The sequence below is a fragment of the Streptomyces himalayensis subsp. himalayensis genome (assembly GCF_013778455.1).
In the GTDB taxonomy this organism is placed as follows: domain Bacteria; phylum Actinomycetota; class Actinomycetes; order Streptomycetales; family Streptomycetaceae; genus Streptomyces; species Streptomyces himalayensis.
The window spans coordinates 1-15,206 of sequence record NZ_JACEHE010000032.1 but is presented as its reverse complement, the minus strand read 5'-3'; the positions used below and the strand labels follow the sequence as shown (position 1 = coordinate 15,206).

The window sequence follows — 15,206 nt, the reverse complement described above, 5'->3', positions numbered from 1 at the left end:
CCTCTGCCGGCCTCGGCCCACGCCTCTGCCGCCCCTGAGCCAGGGCCCACCGGAGGCTGCGCCGAGCCGTACGCGAGGGCAACCGCCGTCGTGGGTTTTGCACACCCTGCCCCATTGCCTCAAGGGCATGGGAGGTGCCCCAGCCCCGCTGAACGATTGCCCCAAGCCCTGCTGAACGATTGCCCACAACGGTGACGGCGAGAGAGGGGCGGGTCACGGGAACTTCGCCAGGTGTCAGCGCGCTTGCATACAGTGGCAGGAGCTGCAGAACCTTTCAGTTTTCGCGATCGAAGGGACGTACATGCCCATGGGTCACACGGCCACAGCTCAGGCCGGTTCCGGCGGCCTGACAGCGACCGAGCACCGGCTGGCCAACGGCCTGCGCGTCGTGCTCTCCGAGGACCACCTGACCCCGGTCGCCGCGGTGTGCCTCTGGTACGACGTCGGCTCACGCCACGAGGTCAAGGGTCGCACCGGCCTTGCCCACCTCTTCGAGCACCTGATGTTCCAGGGCTCGGCCCAGGTGAAGGGCAACGGCCACTTCGAGCTGGTGCAAGGAGCCGGCGGCTCGCTGAACGGCACCACGAGCTTCGAGCGCACCAACTACTTCGAGACGATGCCCGCGCACCAGCTGGAGCTCGCGCTCTGGCTGGAGGCCGACCGTATGGGCTCCCTCCTCGCCGCCCTCGACGACGAGTCCATGGAGAACCAGCGGGACGTCGTCAAGAACGAGCGCCGCCAGCGCTACGACAACGTGCCGTACGGCACGGCCTTCGAGAAGCTGACCGCCCTCTCCTACCCGGAGGGCCACCCCTACCACCACACCCCGATCGGCTCGATGGCCGACCTGGACGCGGCGACGCTGGAGGACGCGCGGGCCTTCTTCCGCACGTACTACGCGCCGAACAACGCCGTCCTGTCGGTCGTCGGCGACATCGACCCGGAGCAGACGCTCGCCTGGATCGAGAAGTACTTCGGCTCCATCCCGTCGCACGACGGCAAGCCCGCCCCGCGCGACGGAAGCCTCCCGGAGATCATCGGCGAGCAGCTGCGCGAGGTGATCGAGGAGGAGGTCCCGGCCCGCGCCCTGATGGCCGCCTACCGGCTGCCGGAGGACGGCACGCGCGCGTGCGACGCGGCCGACCTGGCACTCACGGTGCTCGGCGGCGGCGAGTCGTCGCGGCTCTACAACCGTCTCGTACGCCGTGACCGCACCGCCGTCGCGGCCGGATTCGGCCTGCTCAGGCTGGCCGGAGCCCCGTCGCTCGGGTGGCTGGACGTGAAGACGTCCGGCGATGTGGAGGTCCCGGTCATCGAGGCCGCCGTCGACGAGGAGCTCGCCCGGTTCGCCCAGGAGGGCCCCACGCCGGAGGAGATGGAGCGCGCCCAGGCACAGTTGGAGCGCGAGTGGCTGGACCGGCTCGGCACGGTCGCGGGCCGCGCCGACGAACTGTGCCGGTACGCCGTCCTGTTCGGTGACCCTCAGCTCGCCCTGACCGCCGTCAAGCGGGTCCTGGAGGTCACGCCGGAGGAGGTGCGGGACATCGCCCGGGCCCGCCTGCGGCCCGACAACCGCGCGGTGCTCGTCTACGAGCCCCTCGCGCACCCGGACGCCGCGGACGAGACCGCCGAGAACGCTGAGGACACAGTCGACACCGCAGACGAGGAGGCGGCGAAGTGACCGAGGCCGCGACCATGGAATTCCACCCGCAGCCGCAGGCCGGGCCCGCCAAGCCCTGGGCCTTCCCGGCGCCCGACCGCACCACCCTCGACAACGGCCTCACGGTGCTGCGCTGCCACCGCCCCGGCCAGCAGGTCGTTGCCGTCGAGATCCTCCTCGACAGCCCGCTGGACGCCGAGCCGGCCGGCCTGGACGGCGTCGCCACGATCATGGCCCGTGCCTTCTCCGAGGGCACCGACAAGCACTCCGCCGAGGAGTTCGCCGCCGAGCTGGAGCGCTGCGGCGCCACGCTCGACTCGCACGCCGACCACCCCGGCGTACGGCTCGCGCTCGAAGTCCCCGTCTCCCGGCTGCCGAAGGCCCTCGGCCTGCTCGCCGACGCGCTCAGGGCGCCCGCGTTCGCGGACAGCGAGGTCGAGCGGCTGGTGCGCAACCGGCTCGACGAGATCCCGCACGAGACCGCCAACCCGGCCCGCCGCGCCGCCAAGGAGCTCTCCAAGGAGCTGTTCCCGGCGGAATCGCGCATGTCCCGCCCCCGCCAGGGCACCGAGGAGACGGTCGCGGGCATCGACTCGGCGGCCGTGCGTGCCTTCTACGAGAAGCACGTACGCCCCGCCACGGCCACCGCTGTCGTGGTGGGCGACCTCTCCGGCACCGACCTGGACGCACTCCTCGCGGACTCCCTCGGCACCTGGACCGGCTCGTCCGCCGAGCCCCGCCCCGTGCCCCCGGTGACCGCCGACGACATCGGCCGCGTCGTCGTCGTGGACCGCCCCGGCGCGGTCCAGACGCAGCTGCTCATCGGCCGAATCGGCCCGGACCGCCACGATCGCGTCTGGCCCGCCCAGGTCCTCGGCACCTACTGCCTGGGCGGCACCCTCACCTCGCGCCTGGACCGCGTCCTGCGCGAGGAGAAGGGATACACCTACGGCGTAAGGGCGTTCGGGCAGGTTCTGCGCTCCGCGCCGGACGGCAGCGGCGCCGCGATGCTGGCCATCAGCGGCTCGGTGGACACCCCGAACACGGGCCCGGCGCTGGACGACCTGTGGAAGGTGCTGCGCACGCTCGCCGCCGAGGGCCTGACGGACGCCGAGCACGACGCCGCGGTGCACAACCTGGTGGGTGTCGCGCCGCTCAAGTACGAGACGGCGGCGGCCGTCGCGGGCACGCTGGCCGACCAGGTCGAGCAGCGTCTCCCGGACGACTTCCAGGCGCAGCTGTACCAGCAGCTCGCCGCGACCGGCACCGTCGAGGCCACGGCGGCGGTCGTCAGCGCCTTCCCGGTGGACCGTCTGGTGACCGTTCTCGTGGGTGACGCCTCCCAGATCGAGGAGCCGGTCAGGGCGCTCGGAATCGGTGAAGTGACGGTTGTCACGGGCTAAGCGGCCCGGGGAAGTTCAGGCACGCCCCCACACGGATCCGCACAGGGCCCCACACGGACCCGAAGAGACCCCGGTGGCTGCAGAGCCACCGGGGTTCTCGTTTGTCCGAAATGTAGCGGAGGTTGCCTGTCTGCCCTGTGGGATGCACTACAAATCCCATGCTGCGTTTGTTGATTGAAAGATGTCCCGTTTAGCGTCGGTCCGGCTGTTCGTCAGGCAGTGCGCCGCGCCCGCGGCACCGGACAGTCATCGCCGAGTCCCCGGACGGTGTGAGCCAGGGGAGCCGGGGACCCATCGCAGTCCCCTGGGGTGAATCGGGGTCCTTGACCGTGTCGAGGGACCCGTAGGAGACCTTCCTGCTCCGAACCCGTCAGCTAACCCGGTAGGCGAGAAGGAAGGAAAGGACCAGCCACTACATGGCGTTCACCCGCGCCACCGGGAAACACCGTCGTCCGAGCCGCATCACCCGCAGGACCGCAAGCGCGGCGGGTATCGCGGCCCTCACCACCACCGGCGTCATGGGCACCCTCTCCGCCCCCGCCATGGCAGCCGACACGACCGTCGAGCAGACCGGGCTGACGCAGGCCGTCACCCTCGGCGAGTCCATCGCCGACAAGATCGACGCTCAGGCCGCCGCGCAGCAGCAGGCCGCCGAGGAGGCCGCCGCCAAGAAGAAGGCCGCCGAGGAGAAGCGCAAGGCCGAGGCGAAGGCCAAGAAGGAGCGCGAGGCCAAGGAACGTGCTGCCAAGGAGCGCGCCGCCCGCGAGGCCGAGCGCAAGCGCCTCAACTCCTACGTCAGCCCGATCGCCGGCTCGTATGTCTCCACCGGCTACAAGGCGGGCGGCTCGCTGTGGTCGTCCGGCAGCCACACCGGCGTCGACTTCCACGCAGCGTCCGGTACGGCGGTCCGCGCTGTCGGCTCCGGCACCGTCGTCACCGCAGGCTGGGGCGGCTCGTATGGGTACGAGGTCGTCATCAAGATGAACGACGGCACGTACACCCAGTACGGTCACCTGTCGTCCATCACCGTCTCCGTCGGCCAGACGGTCACGCCGGGCCAGCGGATAGCCCTCTCCGGCGCGACCGGCAACGTGACCGGAGCGCACCTGCACTTCGAGGTCCGGACCGCCGAGGAGTACGGCTCGGACATCGACCCGCTCACCTATCTGCGCTCGCACGGCGTGAAGGTCTGAGGCGAGAGCGGACGCGCGTGAAGGCCTGACCGGAGAACGGACGCGCGTGAAGGCCTGACCGGAGAACGGACCGGGCAGAACGCCCCGCTTCATGGAAGCCCCGGCTCATCGAGCCGGGGCTTTCGTCGTTTCCGAGCGCCGATTTGTCCAAAAAATATCCATGGATTCCAGCCCGCCGTCGGAAATTCCCGCCCGCTGCAATAGAGTCAGTCAACAGGCGTCAATCGACCGCGTTTCGCGGGGATTAAGGCGGAGGTCCGGTCATGCACATTCCCGCGCACTCGGTATGCACGGCCATCCGGGATGACATCGTCGCGGGTGTCTACGAGCGCGGCAGCCGTCTCACCGAGGAACTGCTCGCGCGCCGGTACGGGGTGTCCCGAGTCCCGGTGCGCGAGGCCCTGCGCACGCTGGAGGCGGAAGGATTCGTCGTCACCCGCAGGCACGCGGGCGCCTGTGTCGCCGAGCCCACCGAGCAGGAGGCCGCCGACGTGCTCGAGATCCGTACGCTGCTCGAGCCGCTCGGCGCTGCCCGCGCGGCACAGCGTCGTACCGAGGCGCATCTGAAGGTGCTGCGTGGCCTGGTCCGACTGGGTCAGGAGCGCGCCAGACGGGGCCACAGCGAAGATCTGCGGTCGCTGGGCGGCTGGTTCCACGAGACGCTCGCGCAGGCCTCGGGCAGCCCGGGGCTGACGTCGCTGCTCACCCAGCTCCGGCACAAGATCGCCTGGATGTACACAGTCGAGACGCCTGCCCATCCCGTGGAGGCGTGGGCCGAGCACGGCGCGATCGTCGACGCCGTGGCCCGCGGTGACGCCGAACGGGCGCGGTCGCTGACCACCCTGCACACGGAACGGTTCAGCGCCGCACACCGGCTCCGTTTTCCGGATCGCGGGGACCGTGTGAGGGGTTCGCAACACGCCGTAAACACTGTGAGCCCGCGGCATTAACAGAGGCGCCGTATACAAAGAGGGATATTCGGTGGGGGTTCTTTTTTGCTGCCCATTTTCTCGGGGTGCAGGGAATTCCGGCCGAGCTTCGGAAGGTATGGCGCGCGCTTCGGAGAGCATGGCGTAAAAAGGGCGGAGCCGCGCCGCCTCCGAAAAAAGAGGCCGGCGCGGCTCCGCCGCAATTCACCTGTTGCCGTCAGACGGTCTCGGGAAGCTCCTCGAGACCCTCGGCGACCAGCTTGGCCAGCCGGTCGAGGGCGGCATCCGCCCCGTCGGCGTCGGACGCGAGGACGATCTCCTCGCCGCCCTGGGCGCCCAGGCCCAGCACCGCGAGCATCGACGCCGCGTTGACCGGGGTGCCGTCAGCCTTGGCGATCGTCACGGGGACGCCGGCGGCCGTGGCCGCACGGACGAAGATGGAGGCGGGGCGGGCGTGAAGACCCTCGGCCCAGCCGACGTTGACGCGGCGCTCAGCCATGTGATGCTGCCCTTCAGGATTCTCTCAGGGTTGTCTAGACCAGTGTTCCATACCGGCGGACGTGCCCGGAACGGTCGGGAACGGCCCGGAAGAGGCCCGGAAGCGGTTCGGAACGATCCCTCGTCCCGCACCAGCTGCTCCAGTTCTCCCGGAACGTACCCGTCTGGTCGAACGGAAAGCCTAAGCCCGTTCTGCTCCCGGCGCCGCAGTGCCCCGTACGCTGGCCCCATGCACACCCCGTCGCAGCCGCTGTCGGAGCAGCACGCATACCCCGCGCACTGGGAGGCCGACGTGGTGCTGCGCGACGGCGGCACCGCACGGATCCGGCCCATCACCACCGACGACGCCGACCGCCTGGTCAGCTTCTACGAGCAGGTCTCCGACGAGTCGAAGTACTACCGCTTCTTCGCGCCCTACCCCCGGCTCTCCGCCAAGGACGTCCACCGCTTCACCCACCACGACTACGTGGACCGGGTGGGCCTCGCGGCCACGGTGGGCGGCGAGTTCATCGCGACGGTGCGCTACGACCGGATCAACGCCCACGGCATGCCGGCCTCGGCGCCTGCCGACGAGGCCGAGGTCGCCTTCCTCGTCCAGGACGCCCATCAGGGCCGCGGCGTCGCGTCCGCGCTCCTCGAACACATCGGGGCCGTCGCCCGCGAGCGCGGCATCCGGCGCTTCGCTGCCGAGGTGCTGCCGGCCAACACCAAGATGATCAAGGTGTTCACGGACGCCGGTTACACCCAGAAGCGGAGCTTCGAGGACGGCGTCGTACGCCTCGAGTTCGACCTGGAGCCGACCGACCGCTCGCTCGCCGTGCAGCGCGCCCGCGAACAGCGCGCCGAGGCCCGCTCCGTCCAGCGGCTGCTCAGGCCCGGTTCGGTCGCCGTCATCGGCACCGGGCGCGCGCCCGGCGGCGTGGGCCGCAGCGTGCTGAACAACCTTCTCGACGCCGGGTTCACGGGCCGTCTGTACGCCGTGAACAAGAGCTTCCCGCAGGAGCAGACGGCACTCGACGGCGTGCCTGCCCACCGCTCCGTACGCGACATCGCCGAACCCGTCGACCTCGCCGTCGTCGCCGTACCGGCGGCCCATGTGCCGGAAGCCGTCGCCGAATGCGGCGAGCACGGCGTCCAGGGACTCGTCGTGGTCTCCGCCGGATACGCGGAGAGCGGCGCCGAAGGCCGCGAGCGGCAGCGCGAACTCGTCCGGCAGGCACGCTCGTACGGCATGCGCCTCATCGGCCCCAACGCCTTCGGGGTCATCAACACGGCGCCGGACACGCTGCTCAACGCCTCGCTCGCCCCTGAGGTGCCCCGGCGCGGCCGGATCGGTCTGTTCACGCAGTCCGGCGCGATCGGGATCGCGCTGCTGTCCCGGCTCCACCGGCGCGGCGGCGGGGTGACCGGCGTGACCGGTGTCTCGACGTTCGTCTCCGCCGGCAACCGCTCGGACGTGTCGGGCAACGACATGCTGCAGTACTGGTACGACGACCCGGACACCGACGTCGTGCTGATGTACCTCGAATCGATCGGCAACCCGCGCAAGTTCACGCGGCTCGCCCGGCGTACCGCGGCGGCGAAGCCGCTCGTCGTGGTGCAGGGCGCCCGGCACAGCGGCGTCTCGCCGCTCGGGCACGCGGTGCAGGGCACTCGCCTGCCGCACGCCACCGTCTCCGCGCTGCTGCGGCAGGCGGGCGTCATCCGCGTGGACACGATCACGGAGCTGGTGGACGCGGGGCTGCTGCTCGGCGGGCAACCGCTGCCGACCGGTCCCCGGGTGGCCATCCTCGGCAACTCCGAGTCGCTCGGTCTGCTCACGTACGACGCGTGCCTCTCGGAGGGGCTGCGGCCGTTGCGGCCGCGCGATCTGACGACCGCGGCGACGGCGGAGGACTTTCGGGCGGCGCTGGGCGCTGCGCTCGCTGACGACCGCTGCGACGCGGTGGTCGTCACGGCGATCCCCGCCGTGGGGGAGGACGGGGCCGATGACGTCGCCCTCGCGGGGGCCCTGCACGAGGCGGTGGCTGCGGGGCCTGCGAAGCCGGTGCTTGTGGTGCATGTGGAGCTCGGGGGGCTTGCTGAGGCGTTGTCCGCTGCCCTTAGCACGAAGCCTGGCCCCGGGGCCCGGGTCAGGTACGACGGAAGCGCACCCGCCGTCGTGGGTGGTGCCCACCCTCCCCCAGTGCCTGAGACGGCCTGGGGGGACCCCCATCTCCCCCAGAGCCTGAAGGGCCTGGGGGCACCCCCAGCGGAACGCCTGCCCACCACCCGACCCACCACGGGACCCGCCGAGCCGCCGCCCACTACAGGAACGGCCGCCGAGCTCCCCCGTATCCCCGCCTACCCCGCTGCCGAGCGGGCCGTGCGGGCGCTGGCCGAGGCCGTCAAGTACGGGCAGTGGCGGCGCGACGCCGCTGAGCCCGGGAAGGTTCACGAGTACGAGGACATCGACGAGAGCGGCGCGGCCGAGATGATCGACGGGCTGCTGGCCGGCGGCGACGGCGACCCGCGCGGCATGAGCCTCACGCCGGAGGAGGCCCAGGAGCTGCTCGGCCGGTACGGCATCCACGTACGGCCCGCCCTGCCCGCGCCCGGCCCCGACGAGGGCGCCCGGGCGGCCGAGCGGCTCGGCTACCCCGTGGCGCTCAAGACCACCGCCCCGCATCTGCGGCACCGCCCCGACCTCGGCGGCGTACGGCTCGACCTGGCCGACGAGGAGCAACTACGGCGTGCGTACGCCGAGTTGACCGACGTCCTCGGCAAGCCGGAGGAGCTGCGGCCGGTCGTGCAGGCCATGGCGCCGCGCGGCGTGGACACCGTCGTCCGTGCGGTCATCGACCCGGCCGCCGGAGCCGTCCTTTCCTTCGGGCTCGCCGGAGCCGCGTCGGAGCTGCTCGGCGACACCGCGCACCGGCTGATCCCGGTGACCGACGGGGACGCGCAGTCCGTGGTCCGGTCGATCCGGACCGCGCCCGTCCTCTTCGGCTGGCGCGGCTCGGCGCCCGTCGACACGGCCGCCCTCGAAGAGCTGCTCCAGAGGGTCTCCCGGCTCGTCGACGACCACCCGGAGGTCGCCGCCGTCTCCCTGGAGCCTGTGGTCGTCGCCACACAGGGCCTGTCCGTCCTCGGCGCGTCCGTGCGGCTCGCACCGCCGCCCGCCCGCAGCGACCTCGGCCCACGCACCCTGCCCGCCTACTGAGACGCCGCCCGAGTCGGCACTTCGGCGACAGGGCCTAGGATGGTCCGCATGGCCAAGACCAGTACGACGACCCAGGGGCTGCGCGCGGCGATCGAGCGCAGCGGCTACTACCCGGCCCTCGTGGCCGAGGCGGTGGAGGCCGCTGTCGGCGGCGAGGCCATCGGGTCGTACCTGGTCCACCAGGAGACGACGTTCGACGCGAACGAGGTGCGCCGCCATGTGACGGTCCTCGTTCTGACCGGCACGCGCTTCATCGTCAGCCACACCGACGAGCAGGCCGCCGACAGCACGTCCCCGACGCCGTACGCGACCACGTCCACCGAGTCCGTGAAGATCGGCCGGATCTCGTCGGTCGTCCTCAGTCGCGTCGTGGCCAACCCCGAGAAGTACGTGCCGGGCACCCTGCCCCGCGAGGTCGTCCTCACCATCGGCTGGGGCGCCGTCTCCCGTATCGACCTCGAGCCCGCCGCCTGCGGCGACCCCAACTGCGAGGCGGACCACGGCTACACCGGCAACTCGACCGCGGACGACCTCAGTCTGCGCGTCAGCGAGGCGGGTGACGGCCCGGACGCCGTCCGGCAGACGCTTTCCTTCGCCCAGGCGCTCTCCGAAGCCACCGCGGTGACCACCCGCTGATGTCCCACCCTCCCGCCGCCCACGACGCAGGGCGCTCGGTGCCCGTCTCTCCCGCCACTGCCTGGGACCACCCGGAGCCGCTGCCCGTCTCCTCCGCGCCCGTCCCCGAGTACGGTTCCGGCTCGCTCGCCGACCTGCTGCCGACGCTGGCCGCGGGCCTGGGCGTACCCGCGACCGCCGCCGCGATACCCGAGCTCACCCCCGCCGACCGGAACTGCGTCTTCCTGATCGACGGCCTGGGCTGGGAGCAGCTGAGGGCCCACCCGGACGAGGCCCCGTTCATGACCTCCCTGCTGGACAGCTCCCGGGGCGGCACGGGGCGTCCGATCACCGCGGGCTACCCGGCCACCACAGCCACCTCGCTGGCCTCGGTGGGCACAGGCCTGCCGCCCGGCGCGCACGGGCTTCCCGGCTACACGGCGCGCAACCCGGAGACCGGGGAGCTGATGAACCAGCTCCGCTGGAACCCCTGGACAGAACCTCGCGCCTGGCAGCCGTACCCCACCGTCTTCCAGCTCGCGGACGCGGCGGGCGTGCACACCGCCCAGGTCTCGTCCCCGACGTTCGAGCACACTCCGCTGACCAAGGTCGCGCTGAGCGGCGGTACGTTCCTCGGCCGCCTCTCCGGCGAGGACCGCATGGATCTCGCCGCCGAGCAACTCGCGGCGGGGGACCGGTCTTTGGTCTACACGTACTACGCGGAGGTGGACGGCAAGGGCCACCGCTTCGGCGTCGACTCCGACCCCTGGCGGGGCCAGCTCATGTACGTCGACCGGCTCGTCCAGCGCCTCGCCGAGCAGCTGCCGTCGCGCACCGCGCTGTACATCACCGCCGACCACGGCATGATCGACATCCCCTTCGACGAGCAGCACCGCATCGACTTCGACGAGGACTGGGAGCTGCGTGCCGGAGTCGCCCTCCTGGGCGGCGAGGGGCGAGCCCGTCACGTCTACGCGGTGCCGGGCGCCGAGGCGGACGTCCTGGCCGTCTGGCGCGAGGTGCTCGGCGAGCAGTTCTGGGTGGCCGGCCGGGACGAGGCGATCGCGGCCGGCTGGTTCGGCCCGGCCATCGACGAGCGCGTGTACGCCAGGATCGGCGATGTGGTCGCCGCGGCCCGCGACGACGTCCTGATCATCGCGTCGCAGCGCGAGCCGAAGGAGTCGGCCATGGTCGGCAACCACGGCTCGATGACCGCCGTCGAGCAGCTGGTGCCGCTCCTCGAAGTACGCACCTGACCGCGCTGCCTCCCTCTTCCCCGCTCGTCCTCACGATCCCCCCTGCCGAAAGGTCCCCGAATTCTCATGCCCGAACTGGTCTTCTTCTCGGGCACCATGGACTGCGGAAAGAGCACGCTGGCCTTGCAGATAGGGCACAACAGGTCGGCTCGCGGTCTGGTCGGGATCGTCTTCACCAAGGGCGACCGGGCCGGCGAGGGCCGTCTCTCCTCGCGTCTCGGACTGGTGACGGAGGCGGTCGAGGTCGCGGACGGGATGGATCTGCACGCCTATCTGGCGGACCACCTGGAAGCCGGTAAGCGGGTGGACTACGTCATCGTCGACGAGGCGCAGTTCCTCACCCGCGGCCAGGTGGACCAACTCGCCGACGTAGTGGACGAGTTGGGCAGGGACGTCTACGCCTTCGGCATCACGACGGACTTCCGCACCGCCCTGTTCCCCGGCTCCCAGCGCCTGGTCGAACTGGCCGACCGCGTCGAGACATTGCAGGTCGAGGCGCTGTGCTGGTGTGGCGCCCGTGCCACGCACAACGCCCGCACCGTCGACGGCGTCATGGTGGTCGAGGGCGAACAGGTCCTGATCGGTGACGTGGACCGCTCCGCGGGCGAGGCGGGCTACGAGGTCCTGTGCCGTCGGCATCACCGCCGCCGGATGACGGCCACGACGGCTGAGACACGCTCCGCTGTGCTGTCCGAGCTCACGTGACGGATGACGGATGACGGATGACGGGTGACGGGCGACGGGTGCGCTCGGCGCGGGCGTACAGAGTCCGGATGATGTTCGCTGCGACCGACGAGTGCCGTCCGGCCGATCCCGGCAAGCTGCTGGAGAAGATCTACGCCGACGCCGAGGGCCAGGGCCGGCCCGTGAGTCGGCGGTGCTGGAGCCGGCGGACGGACGTGTCGGCGGCGCTGGAGCCGGCGCACTGACGTGTCGGCGGCCCGGCCGCGTGCAGACCTGGGGAGATCTTCTGCGGCTCCGAGCGCGCACCCGTGACATCTTGGGTCAAAATCGACCTATATGGATGAACAGTGGTAATTCGCGCATGAGGGGAGATTTCGTACACCCTCCGTTCATATAGTCAGGCTTCGATTTAAAGGGTCCGAACGGAGCGTCCAGCGCGCCGATCCACCGCCGGAGCACCCGGCAGACGCGAGGATCGAGAGCCGTGAACACTTCCCCTTCATTGCGCCGGGCCAAGGTCTCCCTGGCCCTGTCGGCGGCCGCCATACTGGCCGCGAGCGCCTGCGGCGGTACCGACGCGGGATCCGGCCAGAGTGACGGCTCCACGCTGTCAGGCTCCATCAGGGTCGACGGTTCCAGCACAGTGGCTCCCCTCTCGACCGCGGCGGCTCAGCTCTTCCAGCAGCAGAACCCCGGGGTCAACGTCACTGTCGGCACGTCCGGTACCGGCGGCGGCTTCGAGAAGTTCTGCAACGGCGAGACCGACATCTCGGACGCCTCCCGTCCGATCAAGGACGAGGAGAAGGCAGCCTGCGAGAAGAAGGGCATCACGTACGAGGAGTTCCAGATCGCCAACGACGGTCTGTCCGTCGTGGTGAACAAGGACAACGACTTCGCCGAGTGCCTGACCGTGGAGCAGCTGAAGAAGATCTGGGAGCCCGGCTCCAAGGTCAACAACTGGAACCAGGTCGACCCTGAGTTCCCGGACCAGAGGCTGGAGCTGTTCGGCGCCGGCACCGATTCGGGCACCTTCGACTACTTCACCGAGGCCGTCAACGGTGAAGAGGGCGCATCCCGCACCGACTACAGCCCCAGCGAGGACGACAACGTCACCGTCCAGGGCGTCTCCGGTTCCAAGGGCGGCCTGGGCTACTTCGGTCTGTCGTACTACGAGGAGAACCAGGACAAGCTCAAGGTCCTGAAGATCGACGACGGCGACGGCTGCGTCGAGCCCACGAAGCAGACCGTCCAGGACGGGACGTACAAGCCGCTGTCCCGTCCGCTGTTCATCTACCCGAAGGCCTCCTCGCTGGAGAAACCGGAGGTCGAGGCGTTCGTCGAGTTCTACGTCGAGAACAATGCCGAGATCGCGGAGAAGTCCCTCTTCGTACCGCTCAACGCCGAGCAGGAGGCGGAGCTGAAGAAGGACCTCGAGAGGCTGCGGGAGCAGCACACGTCATGAGGTCATCCGGGAGCGGGCGGCGGGCCGCCGCGGGGAGCCCGGGCTTCCTGCGGCGGTCCCAGCCGCGCTATGGCGAGAAGGCCATCAAGGTCCTGCTGGTTGCCGCATCCCTGGTCTCGCTGCTGACGACGGCCGGCATCGTCATCGCCCTGATCCCGCCGGCCGTGGAATTCTTCGGCAAGGTGGACTTCGGCGAGTTCATCACGGGCACCGACTGGTCCCCGTTGTTCAAACCGCCGCACTTCGGCGTCCTGCCCCTGGTGACGGCGACGCTGCTGGTCACGCTGATCGCGCTGCTCGTGGCGGTGCCGCTGGGCCTCGGTGCGGCGGTCTATCTGAGCGAGTACGCCGATCCGCGCGTGCGGAAGTTCTTCAAGCCGGTGCTGGAGGTGCTCGCGGGCATCCCCACCGTCGTCTACGGCTTCTTCGCGCTGAAGGCGATCACGCCGCTGCTGCAGAACATCTGGCCGACCGGTGACGGCCCTCAGGTCTTCAACGCCCTGTCGGCGGGCTTCGTCATGGGCATCATGATCATCCCGACGATCGCCTCGCTCGCCGAGGACGCCATGAGCGCCGTGCCACGCGCCCTGCGCGACGGTGCCTTCGCGCTCGGTTCGTCCCGTATGCAGGTCTCCACGCGAGTGGTCTTCCCCGCCGCGCTGTCGGGCATCGTCGCCGCCATCGTGCTGGGCATCTCGCGGGCGCTGGGCGAGACGATGATCGTCGCGATCGCCGCGGGCGGCCGTCCGAACCTGACCTTCAACCCCCTTGAGGGCATGCAGACGATGACGGCGTTCATCGCGGCGGCCGGCATCGGCGATCTGCCGACCGGTTCCACCGGCTATCAGACGATCTTCGCGGTGGGCTCGCTGCTGTTCGCCATGACACTGGTGATGAACCTGGTCAGCATTCGCCTGGTGCGCAAGTACCGGGAGGTGTACGAGTGATGAGCAACGTCGTCGACGGCGACCTCACCGTGGCGGAAGGCCCCGGAGTGCCCCGCCTCAAGGGCCGCGGCACCCCCTGGCGAGAGCGGTTCTTCGAGTTCAGCCTTCTGGCCTCGCTGGCTGTCGGCGTCATCTTCCTCGGAGGACTGCTGACGTATGTGGCCGTGGAAGGCTGGCCCCGCCTCGACTCACGGCTGTGGACGAACTTCCCCGACCTGATCAACCCGGCCAACGCCGGCGCCCAGTCGGCGATCACGGGCACGATCTGGGTCATCGGCTTCACGGCGCTGTACTGCCTGCCGACCGGCGTCCTCACCGCGATCTACCTGGAGGAGTACGCCAACCCGAACCGCTGGTGGAACCGTGCGATCGAGATCAACATCCAGAATCTGGCGGCGGTTCCGTCGATCGTCTACGGCATCCTCGGGCTAGGCATCATCTCCCGCGGCCTCGGCTTCGGCCAGACCGTACTGACCGCCTCGCTCACGCTCTCGCTGCTGGTCCTGCCGGTCGTGATCATCGCCGCCAGGGAGGCGATCCGCGCCGTACCGCAGTCGATCCGCCAGGCGTCGCTCGCGCTGGGTGCCACCCAGTGGCAGACCATCTGGCGCCAGGTCCTCCCGGCGGCCGTACCCGGCATGGCGACCGGCTCGATCCTCGCCCTCTCCCGGGCCATCGGCGAGGCCGCGCCGCTGCTCCTGCTCGGCGGACTGACGTTCATCACCTTCAACCCGACCGGTGTGCACAGCCAGTTCACCGTTCTGCCGATCCAGATCTTCAACTGGATCAGCCAGTCGCGCGCCGAGTTCACCGCCCTCGCCTCCGCCGCGATCGTGATCCTTCTGGTGATCCTCCTGGCGATGAACTCCCTCGCGATCTGGCTCCGCAACCACTACTCCCGCCGCTGGTGACCGCCATGCCGCCCACTGCCGACCAGCCCGACCAGCCCGACCAGTCCGATCAGCCCGCCGACCCTCCACAGGAGACAGAGATGACGCCTCCCTCCGACTCCCACGGCGGCACCCGGAGCCCGCGGGCCTCCCATCGTGAAGCCCCGTCCCTGGCCAGCCCGGTCTTCGAGATCGGCAGCTTGTCCGTCTTCTACGGGGACCACGAGGCCGTACGCGATGTGAACATGAACATCGGGGACCGCCAGATCACCGCGATGATCGGCCCCTCCGGCTGCGGCAAGTCGACCGTGCTGCGCTGCTTCAACCGCATGAACGACCTGCTGCCCACGGCTCGGGTGGTGGGGAAGGTCCGGTACCACAACGAGGACCTCTACGGCCGCGAGGTCGACCCCATCGAGGTCCGCCGCCGTATCGGCATGGTCTTCCAGGCGCCGAACCCGTTCCCC

14 protein-coding genes and 1 riboswitch are annotated in these 15,206 nt (G+C 70.3%); of the genes, 13 read left to right on the top strand and 1 reads right to left on the bottom strand.

Going from position 1 to position 15,206, the window contains the following annotated elements; translation table 11 throughout:
- The first annotated feature begins 307 nt into the window (after positions 1 to 307).
- The 4 genes from H1D24_RS34340 (at position 308) to H1D24_RS34325 (ending at position 5,206) form a co-directional block, all read left to right on the top strand.
- Positions 308 to 1,681, top strand: coding sequence for a M16 family metallopeptidase (locus tag H1D24_RS34340; protein WP_181661646.1), 1,374 nt, complete (start codon positions 308 to 310; stop codon positions 1,679 to 1,681).
- Positions 1,678 to 3,063, top strand: a complete 1,386-nt coding sequence (locus tag H1D24_RS34335) for a M16 family metallopeptidase (RefSeq protein ID WP_181661645.1) — start codon at positions 1,678 to 1,680, stop codon at positions 3,061 to 3,063. The genes H1D24_RS34340 and H1D24_RS34335 overlap by 4 nt, the downstream gene beginning before the upstream one ends.
- 240 nt (positions 3,064 to 3,303) lie before the next feature.
- Positions 3,304 to 3,467: riboswitch (cyclic di-AMP (ydaO/yuaA leader) on the top strand.
- Between the two features lie 12 nt (positions 3,468 to 3,479).
- The gene (locus H1D24_RS34330) at positions 3,480 to 4,256 is read left to right on the top strand and encodes a M23 family metallopeptidase (RefSeq protein ID WP_181661644.1); all 777 of its coding nucleotides are present in this window, start codon (positions 3,480 to 3,482) and stop codon (positions 4,254 to 4,256) included.
- Between the two features lie 263 nt (positions 4,257 to 4,519).
- Positions 4,520 to 5,206 (top strand): GntR family transcriptional regulator, encoded by a 687-nt coding sequence (locus H1D24_RS34325; protein WP_181661643.1) that lies wholly within the window; start codon positions 4,520 to 4,522, stop codon positions 5,204 to 5,206.
- Positions 5,207 to 5,402: 196 nt separating this feature from the next.
- On the opposite strand, the gene H1D24_RS34320 is transcribed toward H1D24_RS34325, so the two are convergent.
- Entirely contained in the window at positions 5,403 to 5,684 is a 282-nt protein-coding gene (locus tag H1D24_RS34320) for an HPr family phosphocarrier protein (protein ID WP_181661642.1), read from the bottom strand.
- Between the two features lie 228 nt (positions 5,685 to 5,912).
- On the opposite strand from H1D24_RS34320, the gene H1D24_RS34315 reads away from it, so the two are divergent.
- The 9 genes from H1D24_RS34315 to H1D24_RS34275 all read left to right on the top strand — a co-directional run.
- A complete protein-coding gene (locus H1D24_RS34315; RefSeq protein WP_181661641.1) occupies positions 5,913 to 8,885 on the top strand; it encodes a bifunctional acetate--CoA ligase family protein/GNAT family N-acetyltransferase in 2,973 nt (990 codons plus the stop codon).
- A gap of 48 nt (positions 8,886 to 8,933) precedes the next feature.
- Complete coding sequence (locus H1D24_RS34310) at positions 8,934 to 9,521, top strand: DUF5998 family protein (RefSeq protein WP_181661640.1); 588 nt, start codon at positions 8,934 to 8,936, stop codon at positions 9,519 to 9,521.
- Complete coding sequence (locus tag H1D24_RS34305) at positions 9,521 to 10,756, top strand: alkaline phosphatase family protein (protein ID WP_181661639.1); 1,236 nt, start codon at positions 9,521 to 9,523, stop codon at positions 10,754 to 10,756. Before H1D24_RS34310 ends, H1D24_RS34305 begins: the two co-directional genes overlap by 1 nt.
- A 66-nt stretch (positions 10,757 to 10,822) precedes the next feature.
- The gene (locus H1D24_RS34300) at positions 10,823 to 11,461 is read left to right on the top strand and encodes a thymidine kinase (protein WP_181661638.1); all 639 of its coding nucleotides are present in this window, start codon (positions 10,823 to 10,825) and stop codon (positions 11,459 to 11,461) included.
- A 68-nt stretch (positions 11,462 to 11,529) separates the two neighbouring features.
- Positions 11,530 to 11,685: a hypothetical protein gene (locus H1D24_RS34295; protein WP_181661637.1), complete on the top strand. Its 156-nt coding sequence runs from the start codon at positions 11,530 to 11,532 to the stop codon at positions 11,683 to 11,685.
- 239 nt (positions 11,686 to 11,924) lie between these two features.
- The gene (locus tag H1D24_RS34290; protein WP_309484550.1) at positions 11,925 to 12,902 is read left to right on the top strand and encodes a PstS family phosphate ABC transporter substrate-binding protein; all 978 of its coding nucleotides are present in this window, start codon (positions 11,925 to 11,927) and stop codon (positions 12,900 to 12,902) included.
- Positions 12,899 to 13,849, top strand: coding sequence for a phosphate ABC transporter permease subunit PstC (pstC, locus tag H1D24_RS34285; protein ID WP_181661636.1), 951 nt, complete (start codon positions 12,899 to 12,901; stop codon positions 13,847 to 13,849). The genes H1D24_RS34290 and pstC overlap by 4 nt, the downstream gene beginning before the upstream one ends.
- Positions 13,849 to 14,760 (top strand): phosphate ABC transporter permease PstA, encoded by a 912-nt coding sequence (pstA, locus tag H1D24_RS34280; protein WP_181661635.1) that lies wholly within the window; start codon positions 13,849 to 13,851, stop codon positions 14,758 to 14,760. Before pstC ends, pstA begins: the two co-directional genes overlap by 1 nt.
- 80 nt (positions 14,761 to 14,840) lie before the next feature.
- On the top strand, positions 14,841 to 15,206 hold a 366-nt coding region (locus tag H1D24_RS34275), incomplete at its 3' end, for an ATP-binding cassette domain-containing protein (protein WP_181661634.1).